This window comes from Flavobacterium sp. GW821-FHT12A05 (assembly GCF_058807735.1).
Map to the genome: position 1 here is coordinate 23,030 of NZ_JBXAQY010000007.1, position 26,335 is coordinate 49,364.

General features: G+C 33.5%; 22 protein-coding genes and 1 pseudogene. 2 read left to right on the forward strand and 21 right to left on the reverse strand.

Annotated features, from left to right (window positions below):
* The first annotated feature begins 51 nt into the window (after positions 1–51).
* On the forward strand, positions 52–1,608 hold the full coding sequence (locus AC1RRQ_RS16575; RefSeq protein WP_493024145.1) for a hypothetical protein: 1,557 nt from the start codon (positions 52–54) through the stop codon (positions 1,606–1,608).
* A gap of 192 nt (positions 1,609–1,800) precedes the next feature.
* Entirely contained in the window at positions 1,801–3,612 is a 1,812-nt protein-coding gene (locus tag AC1RRQ_RS16580) for a hypothetical protein (protein WP_493024146.1), read from the forward strand.
* 59 nt (positions 3,613–3,671) lie between these two features.
* On the opposite strand, the gene AC1RRQ_RS16585 is transcribed toward AC1RRQ_RS16580, so the two are convergent.
* The 21 genes and pseudogenes from AC1RRQ_RS16585 to AC1RRQ_RS16685 all read right to left on the reverse strand — a co-directional run bounded on the left by AC1RRQ_RS16585 (position 3,672) and on the right by AC1RRQ_RS16685 (position 26,305).
* Positions 3,672–4,112 carry a YMGG-like glycine zipper-containing protein gene (locus AC1RRQ_RS16585; protein ID WP_493024147.1) on the reverse strand — a complete coding sequence of 147 codons (441 nt, stop codon included), beginning with the start codon at positions 4,110–4,112 and terminating at the stop codon, positions 3,672–3,674.
* A 536-nt stretch (positions 4,113–4,648) separates the two neighbouring features.
* Positions 4,649–5,926: a kynureninase gene (kynU, locus tag AC1RRQ_RS16590; RefSeq protein WP_493024148.1), complete on the reverse strand. Its 1,278-nt coding sequence runs from the start codon at positions 5,924–5,926 to the stop codon at positions 4,649–4,651.
* 315 nt (positions 5,927–6,241) lie between these two features.
* Positions 6,242–7,291, reverse strand: coding sequence for a tRNA preQ1(34) S-adenosylmethionine ribosyltransferase-isomerase QueA (gene queA / locus AC1RRQ_RS16595; protein WP_071635323.1), 1,050 nt, complete (start codon positions 7,289–7,291; stop codon positions 6,242–6,244).
* Positions 7,292–7,641: 350 nt separating this feature from the next.
* Entirely contained in the window at positions 7,642–8,871 is a 1,230-nt protein-coding gene (gene aroA / locus AC1RRQ_RS16600; RefSeq protein WP_493024149.1) for a 3-phosphoshikimate 1-carboxyvinyltransferase, read from the reverse strand.
* A 134-nt stretch (positions 8,872–9,005) separates the two neighbouring features.
* Positions 9,006–9,332 (reverse strand): nucleotide pyrophosphohydrolase, encoded by a 327-nt coding sequence (locus AC1RRQ_RS16605; protein WP_012022600.1) that lies wholly within the window; start codon positions 9,330–9,332, stop codon positions 9,006–9,008.
* Positions 9,333–9,334: 2 nt separating this feature from the next.
* A complete protein-coding gene (locus AC1RRQ_RS16610) occupies positions 9,335–11,323 on the reverse strand; it encodes a DUF3858 domain-containing protein (protein ID WP_493024150.1) in 1,989 nt (662 codons plus the stop codon).
* A gap of 4 nt (positions 11,324–11,327) precedes the next feature.
* Positions 11,328–13,346, reverse strand: coding sequence for a DUF3858 domain-containing protein (locus tag AC1RRQ_RS16615; protein WP_493024151.1), 2,019 nt, complete (start codon positions 13,344–13,346; stop codon positions 11,328–11,330).
* Between the two features lie 37 nt (positions 13,347–13,383).
* Positions 13,384–15,291 (reverse strand): DUF3858 domain-containing protein, encoded by a 1,908-nt coding sequence (locus tag AC1RRQ_RS16620; protein WP_493024152.1) that lies wholly within the window; start codon positions 15,289–15,291, stop codon positions 13,384–13,386.
* A gap of 65 nt (positions 15,292–15,356) precedes the next feature.
* The gene (gene dtd, locus AC1RRQ_RS16625) at positions 15,357–15,809 is read right to left on the reverse strand and encodes a D-aminoacyl-tRNA deacylase (protein ID WP_493024153.1); all 453 of its coding nucleotides are present in this window, start codon (positions 15,807–15,809) and stop codon (positions 15,357–15,359) included.
* Between the two features lie 34 nt (positions 15,810–15,843).
* Positions 15,844–16,206, reverse strand: a complete 363-nt coding sequence (locus tag AC1RRQ_RS16630; RefSeq protein WP_493024154.1) for a four helix bundle protein — start codon at positions 16,204–16,206, stop codon at positions 15,844–15,846.
* A gap of 30 nt (positions 16,207–16,236) precedes the next feature.
* Positions 16,237–17,214 carry a ribosome small subunit-dependent GTPase A gene (rsgA, locus tag AC1RRQ_RS16635; RefSeq protein WP_493024155.1) on the reverse strand — a complete coding sequence of 326 codons (978 nt, stop codon included), beginning with the start codon at positions 17,212–17,214 and terminating at the stop codon, positions 16,237–16,239.
* 269 nt (positions 17,215–17,483) lie between these two features.
* Positions 17,484–18,566 carry a bifunctional 3-deoxy-7-phosphoheptulonate synthase/chorismate mutase type II gene (locus AC1RRQ_RS16640; protein ID WP_095928247.1) on the reverse strand — a complete coding sequence of 361 codons (1,083 nt, stop codon included), beginning with the start codon at positions 18,564–18,566 and terminating at the stop codon, positions 17,484–17,486.
* Between the two features lie 13 nt (positions 18,567–18,579).
* Positions 18,580–19,440 carry a prephenate dehydrogenase gene (locus AC1RRQ_RS16645; RefSeq protein ID WP_493024156.1) on the reverse strand — a complete coding sequence of 287 codons (861 nt, stop codon included), beginning with the start codon at positions 19,438–19,440 and terminating at the stop codon, positions 18,580–18,582.
* A gap of 225 nt (positions 19,441–19,665) precedes the next feature.
* Complete coding sequence (locus tag AC1RRQ_RS16650) at positions 19,666–20,811, reverse strand: pyridoxal phosphate-dependent aminotransferase (RefSeq protein WP_493024157.1); 1,146 nt, start codon at positions 20,809–20,811, stop codon at positions 19,666–19,668.
* 183 nt (positions 20,812–20,994) lie between these two features.
* Positions 20,995–21,834: a prephenate dehydratase gene (locus tag AC1RRQ_RS16655; protein WP_493024158.1), complete on the reverse strand. Its 840-nt coding sequence runs from the start codon at positions 21,832–21,834 to the stop codon at positions 20,995–20,997.
* 547 nt (positions 21,835–22,381) lie between these two features.
* Positions 22,382–23,551: a DUF1501 domain-containing protein gene (locus AC1RRQ_RS16660; protein ID WP_493024159.1), complete on the reverse strand. Its 1,170-nt coding sequence runs from the start codon at positions 23,549–23,551 to the stop codon at positions 22,382–22,384.
* Between the two features lie 11 nt (positions 23,552–23,562).
* Complete coding sequence (locus AC1RRQ_RS16665; RefSeq protein ID WP_493024160.1) at positions 23,563–24,960, reverse strand: DUF1800 domain-containing protein; 1,398 nt, start codon at positions 24,958–24,960, stop codon at positions 23,563–23,565.
* Positions 24,961–25,142: 182 nt separating this feature from the next.
* Complete coding sequence (locus AC1RRQ_RS16670; protein WP_493024161.1) at positions 25,143–25,367, reverse strand: hypothetical protein; 225 nt, start codon at positions 25,365–25,367, stop codon at positions 25,143–25,145.
* 4 nt (positions 25,368–25,371) lie between these two features.
* The gene (locus AC1RRQ_RS16675; RefSeq protein WP_493024162.1) at positions 25,372–25,656 is read right to left on the reverse strand and encodes a hypothetical protein; all 285 of its coding nucleotides are present in this window, start codon (positions 25,654–25,656) and stop codon (positions 25,372–25,374) included.
* An 11-nt stretch (positions 25,657–25,667) separates the two neighbouring features.
* Positions 25,668–25,973, reverse strand: coding sequence for a helix-turn-helix domain-containing protein (locus tag AC1RRQ_RS16680; protein WP_493024163.1), 306 nt, complete (start codon positions 25,971–25,973; stop codon positions 25,668–25,670).
* Positions 25,957–26,305: pseudogene (locus AC1RRQ_RS16685) on the reverse strand (type II toxin-antitoxin system RelE/ParE family toxin). The gene AC1RRQ_RS16680 and the pseudogene AC1RRQ_RS16685 overlap by 17 nt, the downstream one beginning before the upstream one ends.
* Between the last annotated feature and the right edge of the window lie 30 nt (positions 26,306–26,335).

Genomic DNA, 26,335 nt, shown 5'->3' on the forward strand with positions numbered 1-26,335 from the left:
AATCCTTCTTTTTAAAAGCCTAAATTTATGTATTTAAAATCAATCCTATAAATGTCAATCTATAAAAAAATAGCAATCGGTGTAATTTCTCTATTCCTTCTTGTGATTTTGGCCAATATTGGCCTGAATTACTGGATCAAAAAACAGCTCCCGATTATTATTCACGAGAAGAACAATACGCCATATAATATCAATTACGAAAAAATAGAAGTATCACTTTTATCTCGAAACATCAATGCACAAACTTTATTAGTAAGTCCGAAAAACCAGCCGAAAGACAGCAAGAATGGACTTTTCTCAAAAATAGAATCGGTAACCATTAAACATTTTAATATTTGGGATCTGGCTTTTCGCGATATTATTCAGGCCGAAAGTATCATCATCAATAAACCCCGCGTAATTTTATATAAAAAAGGCGAAAAACTTATAAATAACAGCAAGAGCATTAAAAACGAAATTATTGAACCGTTTCGAAAAATTGTTGCCGTCTCGAATATTTATTTAAATGACGGAACGGTCGATGTGGTTTCGTTAGATACGGAAAAACCTATTTTTAGCATCAAAAAAATTATTCTGAAATTAGAAGGAATTCTACTGACAGATGCTACTTTAAAAGAGAAAATTCCGATGCGATTTGAAAAATATACATTGGTATGCGACAGTCTTTTTTATCGTCCGAGTGCCTTTTACCATATTACAATTGGAAAAATAAGCTCCGAGAAAAACTTTTTAAAAATTAATAATTTCGCTAATCTTCCTCAATTTAACCGAAAAGATTTCATTAAACGTTTAGACAAAGAAAAAGATATTTATACCCTGAAATTTGATTCGGCTCAAGTTGCAAAAATGGATTGGGGGTTTAAAAATGATCAATTTTTTTTTAAAGCAAATTCGCTTGTAATCAATCATTTTGATGCCAACATCTATCGCGGAAAAATGCCGAAAGACGATTTAAGCAAAAAATATCTTTACAATCATTTATTGCGAAATATTAAATTTCCGCTTCAAATTGATACTTTACAGGTTTTGAAATCGAAATTGGTTTACGAAGAAGAAATTGATTTCTCTAAAGGCCCGGGAATTCTAAACTTTGACAAATTCAACTTGCAGGCAACCAACCTGCGAAGTGGTTTTGGATTGAAGAAAACCGACGATGTAAAAATCAAAGTCAAATGTATTTTCATGAAAACGTCGCCTCTTGATGTCGACTGGAGTTTTAATGTTCTGGATAAAAAAGATAGTTTTCATATTCAGGGCGTTATTTCAAATTTTGATGTTCGAGCGATGGGGCAATTCAGCAAGCCTTATATGAATGCTTCTTTTACCGGAGTTTTTAATAAATACCGATTCAATTTCTACGGAAATGATAATATCTCGAAAGGAAATGCTTCTTTAGATTATGACGATTTAAAAGTGAAATTATACAAAAAGAAACATCCGGAAAAAGAAGCTAAACTAAAATCAGCAATCGTCAATTTACTCGTAAAAGACGACTCAAAAGACAAACCCAAAACCGCCGATGTAGAACTGGAACGCATTCAGGAAAAATCATTCTACAACTTTTTATGGCGAAGCATTGCAGAGTCTTTGAAGAAGATTTTGATATAGTTTTTTTTTGCCACGAATTACACGAATTTTCACGAATTCATTTTTAATCTGTTAGAGAAAAAATTAGTGTAATTCGTGTAATTCGTGGCGAACATTTCCAATTAAATTCGTTGCCAATTTGAAACCTGACAATTATCAGGTTTTAAAAAAAGTTTTTTGTTTTCATTTGTCTCTATTTTAATTTGAAAACAAATGACAAAAAAGCCTTTACACACTTTTCATATACCGGTAATGGGTCTTGCTTATACTATTGACAGTCCTATTCGAGTGGCACAATATGGGATTTCGTCTGTTGTTTCGATCGCTGATGACGATTTAATTGAAAAGATGCGTAATTTTTACAGCACCAAATTCAATATTCCCTACGAAGAGATTACTCAGAAATTTCATGATTATCGGGCAGAAAGAATTACCTCTTACCTAAATTTGGTTGACAAAATTGTAAAAGAAAAATTCGAAAATTTTAAGACTGAATTATCCGAGAGCAAAACGGCACTTGACAACTTTATGTCAATGCTTCCTAATACTTCCGACATTAAAAAAGGATTTCAGAATTTATTAGATGATGGAATTGCTTTTAAAGAAAACATTCAAAACTATATTGAATCGCATCTTTTTCCGGGAGAAATTGATGTAAACATCATGACAAAACTGGATAAAGACAATTTTGTAAAAAACGAACAGCTTCCTATTGAGTTTAATGACGCTCATGCTGCCTTAAGAGGTTTTGCTAAAAGTAATTTAGAATCATCTGTTGTACTTTCTGCCGGAATGAATCCGAGATTGTACAGCTATTTTGAAAATTTCAAAGATTTTTTTCCAAATGAAAACAACAAGCTAAAAAAGAAAATTATTCTAAAAGTAAGTGATTTTCGATCGGCTATGATTCAGGGAAATTTCCTGGCTAAAAAAGGACTTTGGGTTTCTGAGTACCGAATTGAATCCGGTTTAAACTGCGGCGGACATGCCTTTGCTACGGATGGACTCTTATTGGGCACTATTTTAGAGGAATTCAAGCAAAAAAAAGAACAATTGGTACAATCGGCCCACGATTTAATGATTAAGGCTTTACAGCTCAAAAATCAAGTTTTTCCCGAAACGCCTTTAGAATTAAAAATTACGGTTCAGGGCGGTGTTGGAACTGCAGAAGAACATGAATTTTTATTAGACGAATACAAAGTTGATTCGATTGGCTGGGGAACTCCTTTTTTATTGGTTCCAGAAGCGACATCTGTAGATCAGGAAACGAGAAACTTATTAATGAAAGCCAAAGAAGATGATTTGTATTTAAGTCATATTTCGCCTTTGGGTGTTCCGTTTAATACTTTACGCGGCACAACAAACGAAGTTTTAAAACAAAAGCGCATTCACGAAAACAAAGCCGGAAGTTCATGCCCGAAGAAATTTTTAGCTTTAAGCAAAGAATATGATTCACACGGAATTTGTACAGCTTCAAAAAAATATCAGGATATTAAGCTGGAAGAACTAGAAAACATAAAAGATACTTTGTCTGCCGATGTATTTGAAAAAAGCAAAATCAAGATAACAGAAAAATCTTGTTTGTGTGTAGGTTTGGCAAATGCTTCTTATCTAGAAAATGGCATTAAAATAAAAGGCCAGGCTCAAGGCGTTGTAATTTGCCCGGGACCTAATATGGCTTATTTTGACCATGAAGTTTCTTTAAAAGAAATGGTACAGCACATTTATCAGGGAAAATCGGTTTTAAGAACCAATGAACGCCCGAATTTATTTGTGAAAGAATTAAAGATGTATGTTGATTATTTTAGAAATGAAATTGAAACAGTTTCTGGTGACATAACTGCGAATCAGCTTAAAAAATGGAATTCTTTTAAAGCAAATATTTTAGACGGAATTGAATATTATCAAAAACTGCTTTCTTCTACTTTTTACTTTAAAACGGAAGAAGAAAAAATCAAAAATCAATTTGAGTTCTATAAATCAGAATTAAATTCGATTAAGATTCCGGCACCGCAATTAGCATAAAATAAACGCCGATTTAGAAATTCTAAATCGGCGTTCTTTATTTATAGAGATTAAAAATCTTATTCTTTTTTCTTTTTACTGTCGATTACAGCTCCGGTTCCGGTTCCTAATGCAGCTCCGGCTAAACCACCAATAATAGCTCCTTCGCCTTTTTTCTTACTAACGATTGCTCCGGTTGCAGCTCCTACTCCGGCACCAATTACAGCACCTTTAGCAGTTGCACTCCAGCCTTTCTTTTTGGTAGTTGTAGTTGTTGTGGCAGTGTTTCCGTTGGCAGCCTGCTGATGTACAACAACGACTCTTTCTTTTTGAGATTCAACTTTTTGTTCCTCTTTTATCTTCGCCATTTCTGTCTTCATTGAATCGATAACACGTTGTTTGTTAATCTCAACTTTCATTGAATCAATACTGGCTTGTTTGGCTTTATTTATATCTTCCTTGCTCTGGTTTTGACAAGAACTTAAAAGAATTACTGCTAATATTATATATAAGCCTTTCATGATTGTAGTTTTTAATATTATACACTACAAAATACAGAATATCTGCTATATTAATTATTACAGAATTTTTCAGAAAGTTTATAAAATTAGAAGGTTTTGTTTTAATCTCGCAAAGTCGCAGAGTCGCAAAATTTTTTGTTTGCCACAGATTAAAAGGATTAAAAAAGATTATTTCTGAATTACCTTTAGCTGGAGGTATTAAAGATAAAACTATAAGAAGGCTTTAGCCAAACTATAGCCTTTTGGCTAAAGGCAGATTAAGCGCATTATTCTTTATCAAAAATCTGCGGAATCTGATTGAAACAAAAAAAATGCGATTTTATCTTACTAAGTTCAATAGCGTCCAGCGGGATGGGAAAATGACGAAAGAAAAAAGGCTTTAGCCAAACCTTTATTAAGTTTGGCTAAAGCCCTCTATAATTAATTCTAAATACCTCCAGCTAAAGCTAGAGGCAATTAAAAAATATCCTAATCTTTTTTAATAAAAAAAACTTTGCGTCTTGGCGACTTTGCGAGATTAATTCTTTTTTAAAGCTTTACTTCCCTAAAATTCCTTTTTTAAGAATTTGCCCAAAGTCGTACATATCTTCATAAGAACAATATAACGGAACTGGTGCAAGGCGAATTACGTTTGGTTCGCGCCAGTCTGTAATAACTCCGTTTTTCATCAAATAATCGAATAAGCTTCTTCCTTCTCCGTGAAGGAAAACAGATAATTGCGAAGCTCTTTCTTCTGGATTTGATGGTGTAATGATTTCAAAAGTACTTTCTACTTCTTTGTCGATTTCGTGTAAAATAAATTCCAAGTAAGAAGTAATATGATCGCGTTTTGCAATTAGCGCTTCCATACCAACCTCAGCAAACATTTCTACAGATGCCAAATAGGGCGCTAAAGACAGAACCGGAAGATTACTAATTTGCCACCCTCCTGCTCCGTGAACGGGATCAAAATTGGGTTCCATCTTAAAACGACGTTCTTTGTTGTGTCCCCACCAGCCGGCAAAACGCGGCAAGTCTGGATCGTTATGATGTTTTTCATGAACAAAAACTCCAGAAACATTTCCTGGTCCTGAGTTCATATATTTATAACTGCACCAAGAAGCGAAATCTACATTCCAATCGTGAAGTTCTAATTTGATATTTCCTGCAGCATGGGCTAAATCCCAGCCTACTTTTGCTCCAGCTTTTTGTCCGGCTGCAGTAATGGTTTTAATATCGAAAACTTGTCCGGTATAATAATTAACACCGCCAATTAAAACCAATGCCAATTCATCTCCAACTTCTTCAATTTTTGCTAAAACATCTTCAAGACGAATATTATGTTCTCCATCGCGACGTTTGATTTCTACGATTGCATCTTCTGGTTTGTATCCGTGAAAATGAACCTGGCTCTGAAACATATATTGATCTGATGGAAATGCTTTTTCTTCGCAGATAATTTTATAACGCTTCCCTTTTGGCTGATAAAAGGAAACCATCAACAAATGAAGATTAACCGTTAAAGTATTCATAACCGTAACTTCTGACGGAAGTGCTCCAACAATTTTACTCAACGGTTCTGCAAATCTTTCCTGATAATCCCACCACGGTTTTTGTGCATAAAAATGACCTTCGACAGCTAATTCTGCCCAATCGTTCATTACTTCATCTATATAGGCTTTGGTGCGTTTTGGCTGTAATCCTAAAGAATTTCCGGTAAAATAAATCACACGCTTGTCATTCACTTTAGGGAAAATAAACTGATCTTGATAATGATTCAATGCATCTTGTGCATCAAGTTGTTTCGCGAATTCGCGTGTATTTTGAAAAGTCATTGTGTTTTTGTTTTGTCTGCTAAAATAACAAAAATTGTTTGTTTTGTTTCAGGTTAAGGTTTCAAGTTGATATGCTTTGTGAAACTTAACCGCAAAGTTCGCAAGGTTTTTTTACTCAGTTTGTGTTTGCCAAATGCAAAAAGAACGCAAAGCTTTGCGAACTTAGCGTTTGTAAACGTTAACCTGAGTAAAAAAACCTTGCGAACTTTGCGTTTAAATTTTACAACAAACTTGAAACCTGAAACAAAACTATTAAAAACAAAAACCCGACAGGTTTTAAAAACTTGTCGGGTCTTTTTATAAGATAAACTCTAATTATAGAATTAACATCGCATCTCCGTAAGAATAGAATTTGTATCCTTCTTTGATCGCTTCGTCGTATGCTTTTTTCATTAAATCGTGTCCACAGAAAGCAGAAATCATCATTAATAATGTTGATTTTGGTGTGTGGAAATTGGTAATCATACAGTTTGCGATACTAAAATCGTGAGGAGGGAAAATAAATTTATTTGTCCATCCTTCGTAAGGATTTAAAGTATTAGCCGAAGAAACAGAACTTTCGATTGCACGCATAGAAGTTGTTCCTACTGCACAAATACGTTTTTTCTTTCCTTTTGCCTCGTTTACAATATCACAAGCTTGTTGGTTGATGATTAATTCCTCAGAATCCATTTTGTGCTTAGATAAATCTTCAACCTCAACTGGATTAAAAGTTCCTAAACCTACGTGAAGTGTTACTTCTGCAAAATTTACTCCTTTAATTTCTAATTTTTTCAAAAGGTGTTTTGAGAAGTGTAAACCAGCAGTTGGCGCTGCTACAGCTCCTTCTTCTTTTGCGTAGATTGTTTGGTATCTTTCAGCATCTTCAGCAGTAACTTCTCTGTTGATGTATTTAGGAATTGGAGTTTCTCCAAGTTCTGTTAATTTGTTTCTGAATTCTTCATAAGAACCATCGTATAAGAAACGTAAAGTTCTACCACGAGAAGTTGTATTGTCGATTACCTCAGCAACTAACGAATCGTCGTCGCCAAAATAAAGTTTGTTACCGATACGGATTTTTCTAGCCGGATCTACTAAAACGTCCCAAAGACGCTGCTCTGAATTTAATTCTCTTAATAAGAAAACTTCAATTCTAGCTCCAGTTTTTTCTTTGTTTCCGTACAAACGCGCAGGGAAAACTTTTGTATTGTTAAGAATTAAAACGTCTCCGTCATCAAAATAGTTGATAACATCTTTAAACATTTTATGTTCTATAGTTTGTTTTTGACGGTCAATTACCATTAAACGAGATTCATCTCTATTTTCTGCCGGGAATTCAGCTAAAAGTTCTTTCGGTAAATTGAAATTGAAGTGTGATAATTTCATATTTGAAGTTAGATTTTAAAATATCAATCTTAGACTTTTTTATCTAAAATTTTAAATCGAATGCAAATATACGATTGTGAGATAGGCGTTGTCAAGTGTTTTGACGTTTATTTTCAAAAGTCGTTGATTTAGTGGCATTTTGGCAACCATTAAAAATGTTTTTTGAACCATATAAGTTATATAAGTTCATTTAACTTTTATTTTTCTAAACAACTATTTAAACCCGACAGGTTTTAAAAACCTGTCGGGTTTGCTTTAGAATACGCATAAAAAAACCTCCGGTTAAAACCAGAGGCTAAGTTTTATTGAACTTTAATTAAATGAACTTATATAACTTATATGGTTCAAAACTACAATTCTGAAACTTGAAAATTTAAGGCTTTTAAATCGTTCCAGAAATCCGGATATGATTTAGAAACTACTTCGGCATCGTCTATAATTATTGGAACTTTTATCGCAAGAGGTGCAAATGCCATTGCCATACGGTGATCGTTGTAGGTTGCAATATGCACATTGTGATTAATATCTCCTGAACGCTCTAAAGTTAAACTGTCATTGGTAACCGAAATATTAGCACCTAATTTTGTAAGCTCAATTCGCAACGCTTCTAATCGGTCGGTTTCTTTGATTTTTAAAGTATGAAGGCCTGTTAAATGGCATCCAATTCCTAAACCTAAACAAGTTACTACAATTGTCTGTGCAATATCCGGCGTGTTATTCAATTCAAAATTTACATCTTCATAATTAAAACCAGCCACTTTTTCCAAAGTCATTTTATTGTTTTGGAAAGTCGTTTTGATTCCCATTTTCTCATAAAGAGAAACTAGTTCTGAATCTCCCTGCAGGCTGTTTTCTTTGTAACTGCTCAAGGTTATTTTTGCAGCATCGGCCAAAGCCGCAAGACTAAAGAAATACGAAGCCGAACTCCAATCTGATTCTACAACCATTTCTTTTGTTTCAACCGCATCTTTAGGAAAAACTTTAATTACGTTTCCTTCAAAACTGGTTTGAATATCTAAATCATTCAGCAAAGCTAAAGTCATTTTAATATACGGAATTGAAGTAATTTCTCCTTCCAGAGTCAATTCTAAACCATTTTCTAATTTTGAAGCTACTAATAAAAGTGCCGAAATATACTGACTGCTTACATTAGCTGCTAAAGTAACTTTTGAAGCGGTAACTTTTTTTCCTTTAATTCTTATTGGCGGATAACCTTCTTCTTTTTCATACGAGATTTCAACTCCCAATTGAGTCAAAGCTTCTACTAAAATTTTAATTGGGCGTTCCTGCATTCTGCTTGAACCTGTCATTACCACTTCTCTGCCTTCGTTTACTGCAAAATAAGCCGTCAGGAAACGCATTGCAGTTCCGGCGTGGTGAATGTCTACAATTTCGTCATTGCCAACAAGTGCTTTCTGCATTACTTCGCTGTCGTCTGAGTTTGAAGTATTGGCTAATGTAATATTTGGAAATAAAGCTTTTAGTAATAATAAGCGGTTTGTTTCGCTTTTAGAACCTGTGATATTTAGTTGCGAATCATCAATTGTGAATTGCGGATTCGTGCTTAATTTTAAATTCATTTTTTTAATTGTAAGTTGTGAACTATGAATTATGAATGATTAGAAACATAATTCAGCCCCGCAATTTACCACTCCCCATTCATAATTCAAAATTCAAAACTCATAATTCAAAACTTAGGAGTGATATTTCACAATTATTTTAATTTATCGTTGTTTTTATGACGATCTTTATCTCTAACTGATTTTAAGTCCATTTTTTTATCAAAAGCAGCCTGCAAATCGATTCCGGTTTGATTGGCTAAGCATAAAACTACAAAAACAACATCGGCTAGTTCTTCGCCTAAATCTTTATTTTTATCGCTTTCTTTTTCTGATTGTTCTCCGTAACGACGCGCAATAATTCTGGCCACTTCTCCTACTTCTTCTGTAAGCTGTGCCATATTGGTTAATTCGTTAAAATAACGAACTCCATGTTCTTTTATCCAGGTATCAACGTCTAGTTGTGCATTTTTCAAATCCATGATTATATTTTTTTAAGTACAATTTTTTCATTTTGACTGGCAATTATTTTCTGAAAAAAATCTTTCAGGCTGTCATATTGATTTGTTGCAAAAATACTACTGTTAATCTCTTTTGTGCAGCTAATTTGAATTTTGTTTCCTTCGGCAAAAAAATTAATTGTGTAAAGTATGGCTTTATCTTCCGAGGAAATTTTTACTGGTGTAGGCAGAGATTCTATTGCAAACCCTTCCGGAACTTCAATATTGATGTTGTATTTCTCTTGGTTTTTGTATCCAAAATAAACCGGCATAAGTCTCTGCTCCTGTTTAAATGGATTTTTACTTCTTGTAAAAAACAACAGCGGATTTACAAAAATTTTCCCCGCAATAATATCGGATTGACTATTTGATGTAAAAGAAAAAGTTTCTACTAAAGGATCTTTTAAGTTTGATTTTTGATTCTCGGTACGATAATTTGAAATATTTAAATTACCTAACTGTCCCTCTAGTTTCTCAAGATAACTATCTTGGCTTTTTGTATTATTCTCGACTCTAAATAGATAGGCATCATAATCTGTTCTCATGATTCTAACCTGGCCGTTCATTTTTCCTTCGCGATCTATTTTAACCATGACATTAAAGTTCTCTTTAGATGGATTTAAAGGATCTAAATCAATTTCTATAGAGGTTCCGTCATTTTTTATCAATCTGCCTTTCCAGTTTAAAACATTTAGAGGCAGAATATTGGGAGTTGTATATTTATGAGTTGCGTCGAGCAAGATTTGCTTACCGTTTATTTCTGCTGCCGCAATTACATAATTAAATCCTGTTCTGGTTGGGTAAACAGCTTGTCCGTTTTCGGTTGTACTAACCAAAACCGGATTTACCTCAACCCCAGCCAATCGAAGCATATTAATTAAAATAAAATTAATTTCGGCAACATTTCCTGTTTGTTCTGAATAGGCTTTTACAACACCTTTATCTGTATAATAACTACTGCTTTCATTCCAATTCATTTTGTTTTGAACATAGGCAAAAACAAGATTCAATCTTTCATTTAAAGAAGTTACATTGCCAATTAAACGCTTTACATCTTCTACTAAAAAGCTCTTTTCGTTTAGCTGTTTTCCAAAACTATCATCTTTGTAAATGGTTTTTGCAACTCCTTCCCAGGTCAAAGCATAATCTTTTACAGGCTGTTCCGGCATTCTTACTCTTTCGAGTTCGTGAATGATTCTTCCTCTGTAATTTTCAATATTATTTACATAGGGTTCTTCGATTAATGCGGGAATATTTTTTCCGGAGTAAAAGGCTTCAATTTGTCGATATGTAAATGAGGTGCTTTTACCGTGTTCATTATCGAAAGTTGTGCTGCCCGTAGAGAATTTAGATTCTGTTTCCAGCTGAATACCTCCAGTTAAAATGGGTTTATAAATGTAGAATTCCGGAATTTCAGTTTTATAGTAGAAATAGTTAACCGGTATTTCGTATTGAATATCAAAGTCAGGAAATTTTACAAGATTTTCAGATCTCAATATGTATTTATATTCGATAATAGATCCCACTTTTACATTAGGCAATGTAATTGCTTTTTCTTTCCAGTATTCATTGATTTTCTGTTTGAAGGCCCCTTGATTTTCAAGCTTAGTTTTTACAATTGCTCCTTTTTCGAGATTGTATGTAATAGCATCCTGAAACTGCAGTCTGTCTTCGTGTAAATTTTCATAACCAATATAAAATCGAACTTTTTGATTGGCCCATTTGAGTCCTTCTTTTTTGTAAATCTTGATTTTGATTTCGCAGACATGATTGGCAGAAAAACCAACATCTCTGTTATAGGTAAAAAAGGTTCTTCCTTTTCTAAACAAAACAGCAGCCGGTGCGCTGCTGTCTTTAGGATGTACTTTCTCTTCAAGTTCTGCAATAGTTACTTTTCCTAATTCGTAATTTTGGGATTGTACTTTTGCGATAAAAAGAAAAAATATTATGAATACAGAACTTAAAAATTTCATTTGATTAGATTCTTTTTAAAACTATTTTCTCTGTTTCTTTAGCAACCATTGCTTTGTAATATTCTTTTAACATTTCGTACTTTTCAGTACCAACGATTGCATCATTTATTTGATGCAGAATAGCCAATTGCAGCACATTACCGCTTGCCGCAATATTGTATCTAAAAGTTCCCAGATTTTCTTCCATTACTAATGCTGCCGGAGCTGGTAATGATTCTACAGAAAAACCATCCGGAATTTGAATCGTGATGTTGAATTTATCTGCATACGGATAACTAAAATCTACAGGATATTCGCGTACTTCCTGCTTAAACGGATTTTTGTCATTCGTAAAAAACAACATCGGATTTACATATATTTTACCTCCAATCACTTCGCACAAGTTTCCTGTAAACGAATAGGATTCAAGTGTTGGCATTAAAATTTCTTTTTCGTTTGTTCTGGTATATTCGCTGATCTCTATTTTATTATAATCATTTTCGAGTTTATCCAGATATTCTTCTTCTTTTAAACTGTTCATGTTTTGTCTGGTGATCATCGCATTATAATCTGTACATTGTCTTCTGGCTTTTCCTGTAACTTTCCCTTCTGCATCAATGGCATAATTCATAAATACATTATCGTTTGACGGTTTGCTTGGCATTAAATCTATTTCCTGCGATGTACCATCTTTACGTATTAATCTTCCTGACCAGTTTAAAACTTGTAGAGGCAGAATGTTTGGTGTTGAATATTTAGAAGTTGCATCGATCAAAATATTTCCTTCAGGTGTTTCGACAGCAGCGATTACATAATTAAAGGCTGTTCTGTTTGGAAATAAGGCAATTCCGTTTGAACGTGTACTTACTAATACCGGATTTGCTGTTAAACCAGCATAACGAAGCATTGCTGTAAGCATTAAATTAATATCAGCAATGTTTCCTGTTTTTTCTTTGTATGCTTTTTTCACACCGCTATCGCAGCTGTAGCCTGTATAACCGTTCCATTTTACATTCGATTTTACGTGGTTTAAAATAAGCCATATTTTTTCTTCCGGTTTTGTAATTCCTTTAAGCAAGTTGTTGATATCGTCTTCAAAATATCCGGTTTTATTTAATTCAGGTCCAAAATCATCGTATTCATAAATTGTTTTTACAACAGAATTCCAGTCTGTAGAATATTCTTTCATTGGAGAATTTGGAAATTTTGTCAAGGATAATTCATGCGAAACTGATGCCGTATAGTTATCAATATTATTTACGAAAGCTTCATCTTTCATTGCCGGCAGATCTGCAGCTATAAAAGTCGTTTGGTTCTCTATATAATCATGTTTCTCTGTTGAAAAACCAGTTTGTACAGCAGAAAACCCAGCTCCTCCAGTTCTTTCTTTATTAGTAAAAGTGATAGATTTTGGATTTTTTAATGTGGTTACTTTTGGAAAAAGATATCCTTTTTGTCTTGAATTAAAAACATAATATTCCGGGATATAAGTTGAAAATTCAGAATAATTTACAGGAATACTGGATTGAAAAGCCCATTCTCTAATCATTCTATCACTAGGACATTTTATGGTGTATCTAAACTCTATTACAGATCCTTCTTTTACATTTGGCATCGTCATTTTCTTCTGTCCTCTGTATTTACTCAATACTTCGTCAAAAACTCCGTCACTTTTCAGCTTCGTCTTTTCAATTTTACCATTTACCAAATTGTACGTAACAGCATCTGTAAAAAACACTTTTTCTTTAAAACTACTTTGATTATAATACCATACTTTTTGATTGGCCCAATCGTAGCCTTCTTTTTTATAAATTTTAACTCGGGTTTCAACATCCGTTAAAACAACAAATCCATCATTTGTGTCATACTCAATTCTTGATGCCCCTTTTCTATACAAGATAGCTGCTGCTGCAGATGAATCTTTGGGATGCACTTTTTGTTCTAGTTCTGCAATTGATACTTTTCCTAATTTAAATTCCTGCGCTGTTATTGTCGAAACGGCCAGCAATAGAAATAGTACGCTGAAAATTTTGATTGATTTCATTGGTTTTGTAATTTGATTTTTTTTTTTTAGTTTTTGATTAATTCTTGGTTAGTATGATTTTTGCATTATCGTTCTTAGATATCTGTTCTATAAAAAGGCGGTATTCCTCATATTCTTTATTTGAATATATCCCCTTATTTACAAACACAGATCGCTTGTAAACGAGTTTGCTATTGTCTTTTTTAATAATCTCCGTTTTATATTCTCCGAATTTTCCTTTCAGCTCAAAATTCTGAGGCAGAAATTCGATAGAAAAACCTGCCGGCAGATTAATTTCGATTTCATCTGTATCTAAATAACCACGTTGAATTTGGAATGGATTTTTGCGGTTTCTTATTCGCTTCACATTATCTGAATTTTTATTAAAAGCATCAACCGTAAAAATCATTTTATTTCCTGTAATGGCTCCATAATTTATGGCCGATAACTGCACCTCTTCAGAGAAACGAATATTCTCTTTATCGTTTGTAAATGTTATTTTTCCTAATTTGATGTTGTTTATATTATCCCAGTATTTTTTATAATGCGCTTCTTTTTCTGTTGGCTGCAACTTTTCAATTTGTTGTTTTAATCCATATTGCGAACCTTCAGAAATAATATTTACTTTTCCTGAAAACACCCCATTTTCATCTAAAGAATAGTTTCCTTTACTAAATTGAGTATTATCTTTTGGTTCATAAATCTTCGTTCTGATTATCTCTCCGCCATCAGGTTTAATCACAATAACTTTTCTATTATCTGTAAAATTTGCCTGATAACCAAACGGATCATATTGGCTTGTACATTCTAAAAAAACGTATTTGTCTTTATTTGGTACACATAAAATGGCATGATTTCCTTCTATAGAAAAGAAATCTTCATCAATATCTCTTAACTCGCGATCACCATATAATTCTGTGTAATAGGAAGGAACCCCAACAACATCTAAAAGTGCTCTTGTATAATTCGATAATGCTTTACAATCTCCGTATCCTAAACGGTCAACATCTGTTGCCAGCATAGGTTTAAAACCTCCAATACCTAATTGAATGCTTACATATCTGGATTTCTCCTGTACATATTGATAAATAATTTTTGCTTTTTTCATAGGATCTGATTCGTTTCCTACAAGCGATTTTATTTTAGTTTTAGTTTCCTCAGGTAATACTATAGTTTCTGTTAGTATTTTTTCTGAGAACCATTTTCCATATTCTTTCCAGTCTTTTGCATTCCCATCAATTCCTTCCAGGTTAAAATATTCCAGACTCATAACCACTTTTGGATATAATTCATTAAATGCAGGACTGTAATCCTCTGGTTTTTGAGCTAAAATATTTTTTGCGATGTATGAAAGCTGCTTGTCTGTATCATCTGTTTTTTTTATATCAAAAACAGATAAAAGACTTTCCTTTTTTCTGAATCCAAGATTATTAGGATATTTTACATTTAAAATTGATTTTTCTACACTTACATAATAGTTTTCCAAAGGATACCAACGCGGCAGAAAAGCTGTATTTGAGGTTTCTTTTTCACTAGTATAAACTATTGTAAACGGATATGAGGTTGGCGTATAATCTAAATAAACATATCTGGCATCTGAAGCCAGCGTAGCTCCGTCCGCAGCACTTACATCTTTAAAATCTTTTCGCTTGATTTTTTTTACCTCATTGCCAAATGCATCATAGACAATTGCCTCAATGTTTTTAACAGCACTTCTTTTGTTGTAATTTTCAACAGCATTAATGGCTCGTGTTCCTTTTTCATTAAAGACTGTAACAACTCTCTGCTTTTTGATATTCATGCTTCGCTGCGAAGCAATAGTAATGTCCATTTGGTCTAAACGAACAACGGCATTTGCATTTTCTTTAAGACTGTCAGAAATAGTAAGAGAAGAATATTCGCTTTTTTGAGCGGAAGAAATAAGGGTAAAAAGGAAAAAAGATAGCGCAAAAACGGTGCTTTTCATTAGTAAGTAATTTCGCCAAATATATATTATTTTTAGAAATTCTTAACATTTGTGAAGTAGATTTTTTATTCTCTGTTTTTACTGTCTATTACAATGGTTACAGGTCCGTCGTTCAAGAGATTAACTTTCATATCAGCACCAAAAATTCCGGTTTGAACTTTTTTATTAAACTCTTTTTCGAGCGATTTTACAAAGTTCTCGTACGTTGGAATTGCAAATTCTGGTTTTGATGCTTTTATATAAGATGGACGGTTTCCTTTTTTTGTAGAAGCATGAAGCGTAAATTGACTTACCACAATAATTTCCCCATCGATATCCTGAACCGAGCAGTTCATAACATCATTTTCGTCACCAAAAATTCTCATTTTTATGATTTTTCCAGTAAGCCAGTCAATATCTTCCTGAGTATCGGCATCTTCAATTCCAACTAAAACCAATAATCCTTTTTTAATATCGGCTGTTTTTTGGCCATCTACTGTTACAGATGCTTCGGAAACTCTTTGAAGAACAACTTTCATATGAATGGTGAATTGTGAATGGTAAATTGTGAATTTATGTAATACTTATTTTTTGCTTAGAAGTTATAATAATTGAAGCTAAAATTTTATTTATTTCTACAATATCAGACTTTATAGATTGAAATTGAGTCTCATTTAGGTAATTAGATTGGAAAAGCAATTCTAACCAATAATCTGTTTCATTTGCTTCTTTCTGGGCTATTGCAAGTTTATGAATAAAGTCCTTTTTACTTTCTGCCTGCTCAGATTCTCTAACTAATGCACCTATCGCTGTACCACTTCTTAGTAGTTGTTTACTTAGAGTATATTCTTTTTTATCATCTTTTAAAAATTGAAAAAGTTTAATTATCCTAAGTGCAAAATTAAAAGATTTCGTTTTTATTATGTTATCGGCCATAATTCACAATTTACCATTCACAATTCACAATTACTTGCGTGTTTCATCACTCGCAGCACGATCATCACCATAAATATCAGTACGGTAATGTTCTTCGTCGCCTTCGAGGATTTTAAGATAACTATTGTAGCGTGACCATGCTATTTCGTCTTTTTCTAAAGCTGCTTTTATAGCACAATGCGGTTCTTCTTTGTGTAAACAATTATTAAACTTGCATTGATCTTTCAGCTTGAAGAATTCCGGAAAATAACCGCTGATTTCTGTTGGCTCCATATCAACAATTCCGAAACCTTTAATTCCAGGCGTGTCAATAATTCGGGCATCAAAAGACAAATCATACATTTCGGCAAAAGTAGTGGTATGCTGTCCTTGTTTGCTTTGCTCTGAAATAATTGAAGTTTTTAAATGAAGACTTGGCTCCATCGCATTTACTAAAGTTGATTTCCCAACTCCCGAATGCCCTGAAAACATACTTACTTTACCCACCATCATTTCTTTAAGTTTATCAACTCCTTTATTTTCGGTTGATGATATTCTGAGGCATTTATATCCAATTTCGGTATAAATATGCTGTAAATAAAGCTGATCGTCTAAAGTCTGCTCGTTAAGTGTATCGATTTTGTTGAAAATCAAAACAGCTTCAATTCCGTATGCTTCTGCAGTAACCAAAAAACGATCTATAAAACTAGTCGTTGTTGGCGGGTTATCAATCGTAATCAGTAAAAAAACCTGATCGATATTAGACGCAATAATATGAATTTGCTTTGATAAGTTAACCGATTTACGAACGATGTAATTTTTTCTTTCGTGAATTTTATGAATTGTGCCCGTTAAGGTATCTGAAGTTTCTTCTAATTCATAATCGACAATATCGCCTACAGCAATTGGGTTGGTGCTTTTAATCCCTTTCATTCTAAACTTCCCTTTCATACGGCATTCTATAAAACCTCCTTTTTCAGATTTTACGGTGTACCAGCTTCCTGTAGATTTATATACGATTCCTGTCATTCTTTAATTTTAGATTTCTGATTTTAGATTTTTAGATTCGAACCATAAAATCTTTGCAAAGATAAATGAATAATTTAAACCATATAAGTAATATAAGTGAATATAACTGGGGAATATTCCTAAACAAAAAAATCCCCGCCACTTTTTTCAAAGCAATGGGGATTTTAAAAAAAACAATCTATTTTTAAAATTGTGATATAAGAAAACTAAATAACAAAGTTTAGAAAAAACTCAAACTATCTTATATCACTTATATATTTTAGAAAAAATTATGCATTGAAAATTTTCTCTTGATGACCAATACTTTCTTGGTGAATTGCTTTGAACATTCTCAAAACAAACTCTTCAGTAAGACCTTTTTTCTCTCCTTCAAGGATCATTTTTCCTAAGATTTCGTTCCAACGGTTGTTTTGAAGAATCGCAACGTTTGCATCTTTTTTCACCTGACCAATTTCATCAGCAACTTTCATACGTTTTCCTAACAATTCTAATAAGTTAGCATCAAGAACGTCGATGTTTGCTCTTAGTTTTGTCATTTTTTGACTGTACTCATCTGTAGTATCATCTGTTTTTCTGATAGTCAAATCTTTAATGATTTGTTTCAAAGAATCTGGCGTTACTTGCTGCGCAGCATCAGACCAAGCGTTGTCCGGATCGTAGTGCGTTTCGATAATCATACCATCGTAGTTCAAATCTAAAGCTTCTTGAGTTACTTCAAAAATCATTTTACGATCTCCAGTAATGTGAGATGGATCGATGATTAATGGTAAATCAGGGAATTTATTTTGTAATTCGATAGCAATCTGCCATTCTGGAATGTTTCTGTATTTTGTTTTTTCGTAAGTAGAGAAACCTCTGTGGATAACTCCTAATTTTTCGATTCCAGCCATATGTAAACGCTCAACACCACCTAACCATAAAGCTAAATCTGGGTTTACAGGGTTTTTAACCAAAACGATTTTATCAGTTCCTTTTAAAGTATCCGCAATTTCCTGAACAGCAAAAGGGTTTGCAGTTGTACGAGCACCAACCCATAAAACGTCAATATCATGTTCTAAAGCTAGTTTACAGTGCGCTGCAGTTGCAACTTCAGTTCCCATTAATAAACCAGTTTCAGCTTTTGCTTTTTGTAACCATTTTAAACCAATTTCTCCAACACCTTCAAACCCTCCCGGACGTGTTCTTGGTTTCCAGATTCCTGCTCTGAATACACTAACTTTTGAATCTTTCAATTCATGAGCAATTTTCAATACTTGATCTTCTGTTTCTGCACTACATGGTCCTGCTATCACAAGTGGGTGATTTAAATTGAAATCTTCTAACCACTTTCTCATTTCTTTCTTATTTTCCATCTTAATTTTAAATTTATTTCTTAGTTGTTGTTAATCCGTTTAATATTTCCTTGATCTTATTTGTGCTTTCCATTTCTTCAAAAATGGCGTTATAATTTTCATCTTTTAACAAATCCCTAAACCGACTGAGATTTGAAATATATTCTTCTAATGTTTCCAGAACATGTTCTTTATTCTGCTTAAAAATTGGTGTCCACATGGCTGGCGAACTTTTTGCTAAACGAACCGTACTTTCAAATCCACTTCCCGCCATATCAAAAATATCCTGTTCGTCTTTTTCTTTGTTCATTACCGTTTTCCCGAGCATAAACGAACTTATGTGCGACAAATGCGAAACGTAAGCGATGTGTTTGTCGTGCGAAGTTGGGTCCATATATCGAATCCGCATTCCTATTTCGCTAAAAAGCTTTAATGCCTTTTCCTGCAATTTAAAAGTGGTTTTTTCCACTTCGCAAATAATGTTTGTTTTCCCTCTAAACAACCCTTTTATTGCCGCCGAAGGCCCTGAAAACTCCGTTCCTGCAATTGGATGCGTTGCAATAAAATTTCTTCTTTTCGGATGGCTCGCTACAGCTTCACAAATTGGCTTTTTAGTCGATCCAACTTCAAAAACAATTGTTTTATCTCCAACCGAATCCAGAACTTTAGGCAAAACCGTCAGTGCAACATCTACTGGAACCGAAACGATTACAAAGTCGGCTTCTGCCAGATCTTCAAAGCTTCCTGCTTGATCGATAACGCCTAAATCAATGGCTTCCTGCAAATGTTTTTCGTTACTGTCGATTCCAAAAATTGTCGAATCAGGATGTTGGTCTTTGATGTCCAATACCATCGAACCGCCTATTAACCCTATTCCTATTACGTATACTTTCATATTTATTTTTATTAGAAGCTACTTCCTGCTATCCGTTTCAATCTTTTCCGCCGAACCCCGGCGCAAAAGGATTTCCACTACTATCAGGGCTAGGGCTTCTCGTTTTTTCAAGACCTTTAATTTTTTCTGTCACCCTGAGCGAAGTCGAAGGGCGCTCCAATTTGCACGGGCTTCGACTTCGCTCAGCCTGACAATTTAAAATCTAAAATCTGATATCTACAATTACTAAAATCGATCTATCGCTTCTTGAACCTTTTCTTCTTTTACACACAATGAGAATCTAATATATCCTTCGCCGTTGCTTCCGAAGATTGTTCCCGGTGTGATGAAAATGTGTTTCTCGTATAATATTTCATCTATGAACTTTTCTGCTGATGCTATTCCTTCGGGCAATTTTGCCCAAACAAAAAGCCCGACTCCCTCTTTATAAACTTCACAGCCTAATTTCTCTGCTAGTTTTTCTGTTAATTCTCTACGGCGTCTATAAATTTTGTTTTGATCTTCGAACCATGATTTATCGCAATTCAATGCTGCAACTGCACCTTTCTGGATTCCGTAAAACATGCCACTGTCCATGTTGCTTTTTACTTTTAGGACTGCATCGATAATTTCAGGATTTCCTAAAACCATCCCCACTCTCCAGCCAGCCATGTTAAAGGTTTTACTCAATGAATTCAATTCTAAAGCCACCTCTTTTGCACCTTCAACCTGTAGTAAACTCATTGGGTTATCATTCAAAACAAAACTATACGGATTGTCGTTGATCAATAATATGTTGTGTTTTTTAGCAAAAGCAACCAATTTTTCAAATAACGCTAAACTTCCTCTCGCTCCTGTTGGCATGTGAGGATATCCCAGCCACATAATTTTTACTTTCTCCAGCTCTAATTTTTCCAACGCTTCGAAATCCGGTTCCCAGGCATTTGCTTCTTTTAGATCATAATAAACTGGAACTGCTCCTACCAAATTCGTTACCGACGTATATGTTGGATAACCCGGATTTGGAATTAAAACGTGATCGCCTTCATTTAAAAATGCTAACGAAATGTGCATGATTCCTTCTTTAGAACCCATCAAAGGCAAAATCTCGTTATTCGGATTTAATTCAACACCAAACTGATTCTGATAAAAATCTGCCATCCCTTTTCTCAATTCCGGTAATCCCTGATAGCTTTGATAACCATGCCCGTTTTCGTCTTGAATTGCCGCAGCGACTGCTTCAATTACTGCTTTTGACGGACTCAAATCAGGGCTTCCAATTCCCATATTGATGATCGATTTTCCTTCAGACTGCAGTTGACGAACTTCTCTCAATTTTGAGGAGAAGTAGTATTCTTCAACTGTATCTAATCTTTTTGCTGTTGTAATCATGATTTCTATTTATATTTTGCTTTAGGCTTTAGGCCGTAAGCTTTATGCTTTTTCTCTTTTTGACTTGTCACTCTGAGCGAAGTCAAAGGGCTTTCCAATTGGAACGTGGGCTTCGACTTCGCTCAGCCTGACAATCTAAAATCTTAATTCGTTAATCTTCAATCTAAAATCAACTTTCCAACTTTATGACTCACTCAAAGGTTTTGTATTCTTATACTCTCCCAACACTTTAAAATATTCTGCCATTATGTTTAATAACGATTTGGCTTTTGCAAAATCTTCGTATTTCTCGAATGTTACATCTACGAAAAATGAATATTTCCAGGGCGTTTCAATTTTTGGAAGCGACTGGATTTTTGTCAAATTCAGTTTGCAGTCGCTCATTACATTTAAAACTGCAGCTAAACTTCCTCTTTTGTGATCTAATTCAAATTTGATTGAAGCTCTGTTGATTTCGTTTTCCGGCAAAAATGAATTTTGCTTTTTGATAATCACAAAACGAGTCATATTGTTTTTGATCGTTTGAATTTCTGGCGCGATGATTTCTAAATCATACATTTCCGAAGCTACTTTACTTCCAATTGCGGCAATTCCGGTTAATTGTTTTTCCTGAATTCTTCTTGCTGTTTCGGCTGTATCTTTATCCTCAACCAGTTTGATATTTGGAAATTGTTTCAGAAAATCCATGCATTGCAAAAGTGCCATTGGATGCGAATGAACTTCTTTTATATCTTCAATTTTCTGACCTTTCAGCGCCATTAAATTTTGGTGAATGCTTAAATAATGTTCTCCAATAATGTGTAAATTATTCTTGTCAATCAAAGCATAATTCGGAATAATTGGACCTGCAATCGAATTTTCAATTGCCATAACGGCCTGATCAGATTTTCCTGAAAGCAGGCTGTCAATCAATTCATCAAAAGACAAACACTCATCAATAGCCACATTTTCAGAGAAATACTCTTTCACAACCTGATGATGAAAAGATCCTTTTATACCTTGTATTGCAATTTTCGTTGTCATATATTCAAAAAAAAATCCTGATTTGCATCAGGATTGTATATTAGTTTTATTTGTCTTAAAATTTTTCTCAAATAACCATAGCACAATCCTGACTTCTACTAAAGAAGAAATAAAAATTGTTGCTAAAATAAAAACGGTTACTTGCCATTTTGTTTGTGTTATTTTGTAAATTCTTTGCGAATGTATAAATTATTTTTACCGCACCAAAAAAAATATTGCATTTTGTGAAACAAAAAAGGATTTCTTAACAAATTTAGCAGGTTTTGTATGATAATATAAAAATATCGGCTTAAAATGAGATATTTACAATTGGTTTTTTGAAGGTTCTGAGGTTCTGAGATGCTAAGGGACTAAGTTTTTTCGCCACGAATTCACGAATTAGCTCAAATCTTTGTGATCATTTAATTCAAGTTACACAAATTACTCAGTGTTTTGTCATTTCGACTGAAAGGAGAAATCACACTCATAAATCGACAAAGATTGGCGATATACTGTGTAGAATTTCTAGTGTGATTTCTCCTTTCAGTCGAAATCACAAAGATTGCGATTATGCAAACAACCCTGAAACCGGTTTATTCGAAATACCAATTTTAGAATAATCGAAACTCATTTTTTCTTTTAATAATGAAGCATAAACACTTCTAAAATCGATTTGGTGTTTTAAATCTCCGTTATCTAAGTCGGCTAGATTGGGGTTTGTTCCTAAAATGGCACCTTTATTATTTCCTCCAATAATAAACATTGGCGCTGCAGTTCCGTGATCTGTTCCGTTTCCGTTGTCTTTTACGCGTCTTCCAAATTCAGAAAAAACTACAATTGTAACATTCTGTAATAACTGAGCTTGTTTTAAATCAGAATAGAAACTAAATAAAGCATCATTCAAATCTGCTAATTTACGTTCGTGAATAGAAAGCTGATTATCGTGTGTATCGAATCCACCGAGCGATGTATAATATACTTTTGAATTTAGATTTCCTTTTATTAATCTCGCAATCCATTCTAGGTTTTTTGACAATTCGGTTTTCGGGTAACTGATTTCATTTTTAGATTTGGCCAAAGCTTTCTGAATTTCATCTGAACCTTCGGTAACGGAATTGGCAATTTTTCGAACAAAATCTAATTGCGGATTATCGGATAAGGTTATATTTTCTTCTTTATCTGATTTTACTTTAAATCGGTTTGGATCTTTTACCGTAATAAAATTGGGTTCATTTCCTTTTAAAGCCAAATTATCAATCGAATCTAAATTTATTCCGGCTGTTGCCTGATGTCCGTTACATTGAAGATCCAGAAATCTGCCCAGCCAGCCTTCATTTATATATTTATTAGAATCGGTTGCGGTCTGCCAGATTTCCTGACTTCTAAAATGCGACCGAATAGGCTCCGGATATCCAACATTTTGAATTACGGTTAAATCTCCGTTTTGCTGCATTTGAGCAAAATCTTTTAATGAGGGATGAAATGCCATTCCGTTATTCCTTCCAACAACAACATCTTTGTTTAAAGCAATTTTAGTTCTCAACTCATAATACAACGGATCTTCAAACGGAATAAAAGTATTCAATCCGTCATTTCCTCCATTTAACTGAACAAATACAATACACTGCTCGCCAATTACCAGATTGTTTTGCGAACCAAAAGCATGTAAAAAATCAGGAAGTACCAGCAATCCTCCGGTAAAAGTTCCTGTAAGCGTTAGAAAATTTCTTCTGTTCATAGCTGCGTTTTCTAAATTAATTGATATTCGGGCAGTTTTGTGATGTAATCAAAGAGTCGTATTACGGCAAAATTGGCGTGAGCTTCTTTTGGGTCAAAATCATACTTAAGTAAATTCTCCATGTCTTTTTGCATCGAATCATTTACTTTAAACAATAGTCTGTTTGACAATTCTGTAATAATGGTTTTATTATTTCCGTTAGGATCAAAATCTATTTTAACATCAATCTTTTCAAATTCTGCCTTTGGTTTTTCGGTATCCGACGTCATGGTATTCAATACTTTTCTGGTAATGCTTCTTCCGCTGCAAAGCAAATCAGATGTATTGTTTCGTTGTAAATAAATCTGCGAGGTCAGCCAGGAATTTCCGCCGTCCCAGCCTTTTACATTGACCTGATTGTACAAATCCATTCCTTGTTGTTTGAGAAAAAACAAAATAATTCCATCATCAAGATCGTCAATATGTAATTCATCCAGAAGCTGCAGTATATAAACCAAAGGGTCTTTGATTTTCGTTCCTGAATTTTCTTTTTTATATTCTTCGGTAAAAATTTTCGTTAGTAAAGGCTGTATTTCAAACTTTACTTTCCGGAAATAATCACCATAATAAGTCACTAAATCTTCTGATGGGTTATCGTAAATAAACCATTTTAGAATTTTTCGCGTAATGAGATATGGAATATTTTTCTGTTCAAAAATGATATCAACCAGATCATCTGAGTTCCAGTTTCCGGTTTTCCCGAAATAGGTTTTATTGGTATTGTCCTGCGCAAGACTTCTATACATTGCGCCATCGTCTCCGTAATTTAATCCCGCCAAAGCTCTTGCGCCTTCTTTGATATCACTTTCGGAATAATTTCCAATTCCGATGGTAAATAATTCTAGCAGTTCACGACTTAGGTTTTCGTTGTATTTTCCTTTTTTATTATCGACATTGTCCAAATATTTCACCATTGCATTCGATCTTACAATTTGCTTGGTGAGTTCTTTGAAGTTCCCAAAAGCATATTCACGCAAGATCATATTGTGCTGGTAAATCCAATAATTGACTTTTACTTTTTGAGAAGTTGAAACGAAATGATTGTGCCAGAAACAAACCATGTTTTCGCGTAACGGAAATTCATCGTTACGCATTTTAGCAATCCACCATTTCTTTAACTCAGCCGATGAATAAATTTCTTGCTTGAGAATTTTCTTTTTGGCTTCAGAATCTGCATTTTTTATCGATTCTCTCAGCTCTTTAAGTTCGATTAATGTTTTAGGATCGTCATTGAGAAAAGCCGGAAGCTGCGTGTCAAACTTGGAATCATAGGATTGCTTTAGAAATTTTTCTAATCCTAGTTTTTCAATTTTAGCGGCTTGTTTTCCTGAAAAACCTAATCGTAAGGACCAAAGATTGCTTTTTTTCATAATTCAGAAATTATTACAATAAGACTTGACTTTCTCTTAAAGGTTTAAAGAGAAGGTTCTGAGTTTCTTAGTTACTAAGGGACTAAGGGACTAAGCTTTAAAATCTTTGGTAATAATTAGAACGAGGATTTTTTGGGGATATTGCCGTTTTTAAAATTATGATTTTGTTTAATCCATTCTGTCTATTCCAGAATTTTACAATTTACACCAAGTCTATGTGCTTCAACTAAAAATTCTTGAGCAATAATTTCGTCTTCAATTTCGAGAATAACACTATGATCATCCAAAAGCATATCTACATTTCTTTTCGAATCTGTCAAAGACATTCCTAACTTTTCATTCTGTAATTTACTAAGAGATATTTTTTGAAGTCCTTCTCTCCAACTTTCTAAAATTACTTTTGTCATATCTTTAATTAAAGATTAAAAACTCATCTACAAACTCCTTTTTTTCATTAGCATATAAAATGTATTTACAATCACTTAATTCCTGTTCTTCTTTTTTATAAAGATCTAATCTAATTTCAATACATGGAGTTGGAATAAAATCGTGATCAATCAAAATCGAGATTGATTTTGAAATAATCTTATCGAATTGAATATCTTCATATTGTTCTGGATTTATATTACGAAAATATTCTAAAGCAAGATTGTAAAACTCTTTTTTATTATGGGATATTCTTTCTAATAAATCCATTTATTTTGAGTTTATAATTTAATTGACAGTTCTAGATGCCCTCCCAGACCAAGCTCTACAATTTTTTGAAGTGTCGAAAATTTAACTTCTTTTACATTATTCTCAATCTTAGAAATGTATGATTTTGTTGTCCCCGCTTTTACTGCAAGTTCTTCTTGGGTCATGCCTTTTTGAAGCCTTGCCTCTTGAAGTAATACTCCAATTTTAAAATTTTCATATCCAGCTTCTAGTTCATCACGTTTTGGTGTCCCAATTTTTCCGTAATGTTGTTCTACAAAATCGTCTAAACTAACTAAGTTTTTATTTTTCGTTTTCATATTCCTTTTTAATTTTCAAAGCTTTTTTTATTTCTTTCTTTGGTGTTTTCTGAGTTTTCTTTTGAAATCCATTAGCTAAAAACAACTAGTTTCCCTTCATCAAAAAAGCAAAAAACTCTAAATATGTTACTTCCAAGCTGAATTCTAATTTCAAAAAGTCCATCCGTATTTTCAATATGTTTTAAATATGTTGATGGAATTTTTTCAGCGTATTCAATTATTCTTATTGTCCAGATTATTTTTGCTTTAACTTTCTCTTCTTGCTTGTCAAAAAACTTTTTAAAATAATCTTTAAAGAAAAAAACAGACCGGAACTTTGAATTATCATTCATTTACAAATATATAAAAGTTGTTCTAAAGTG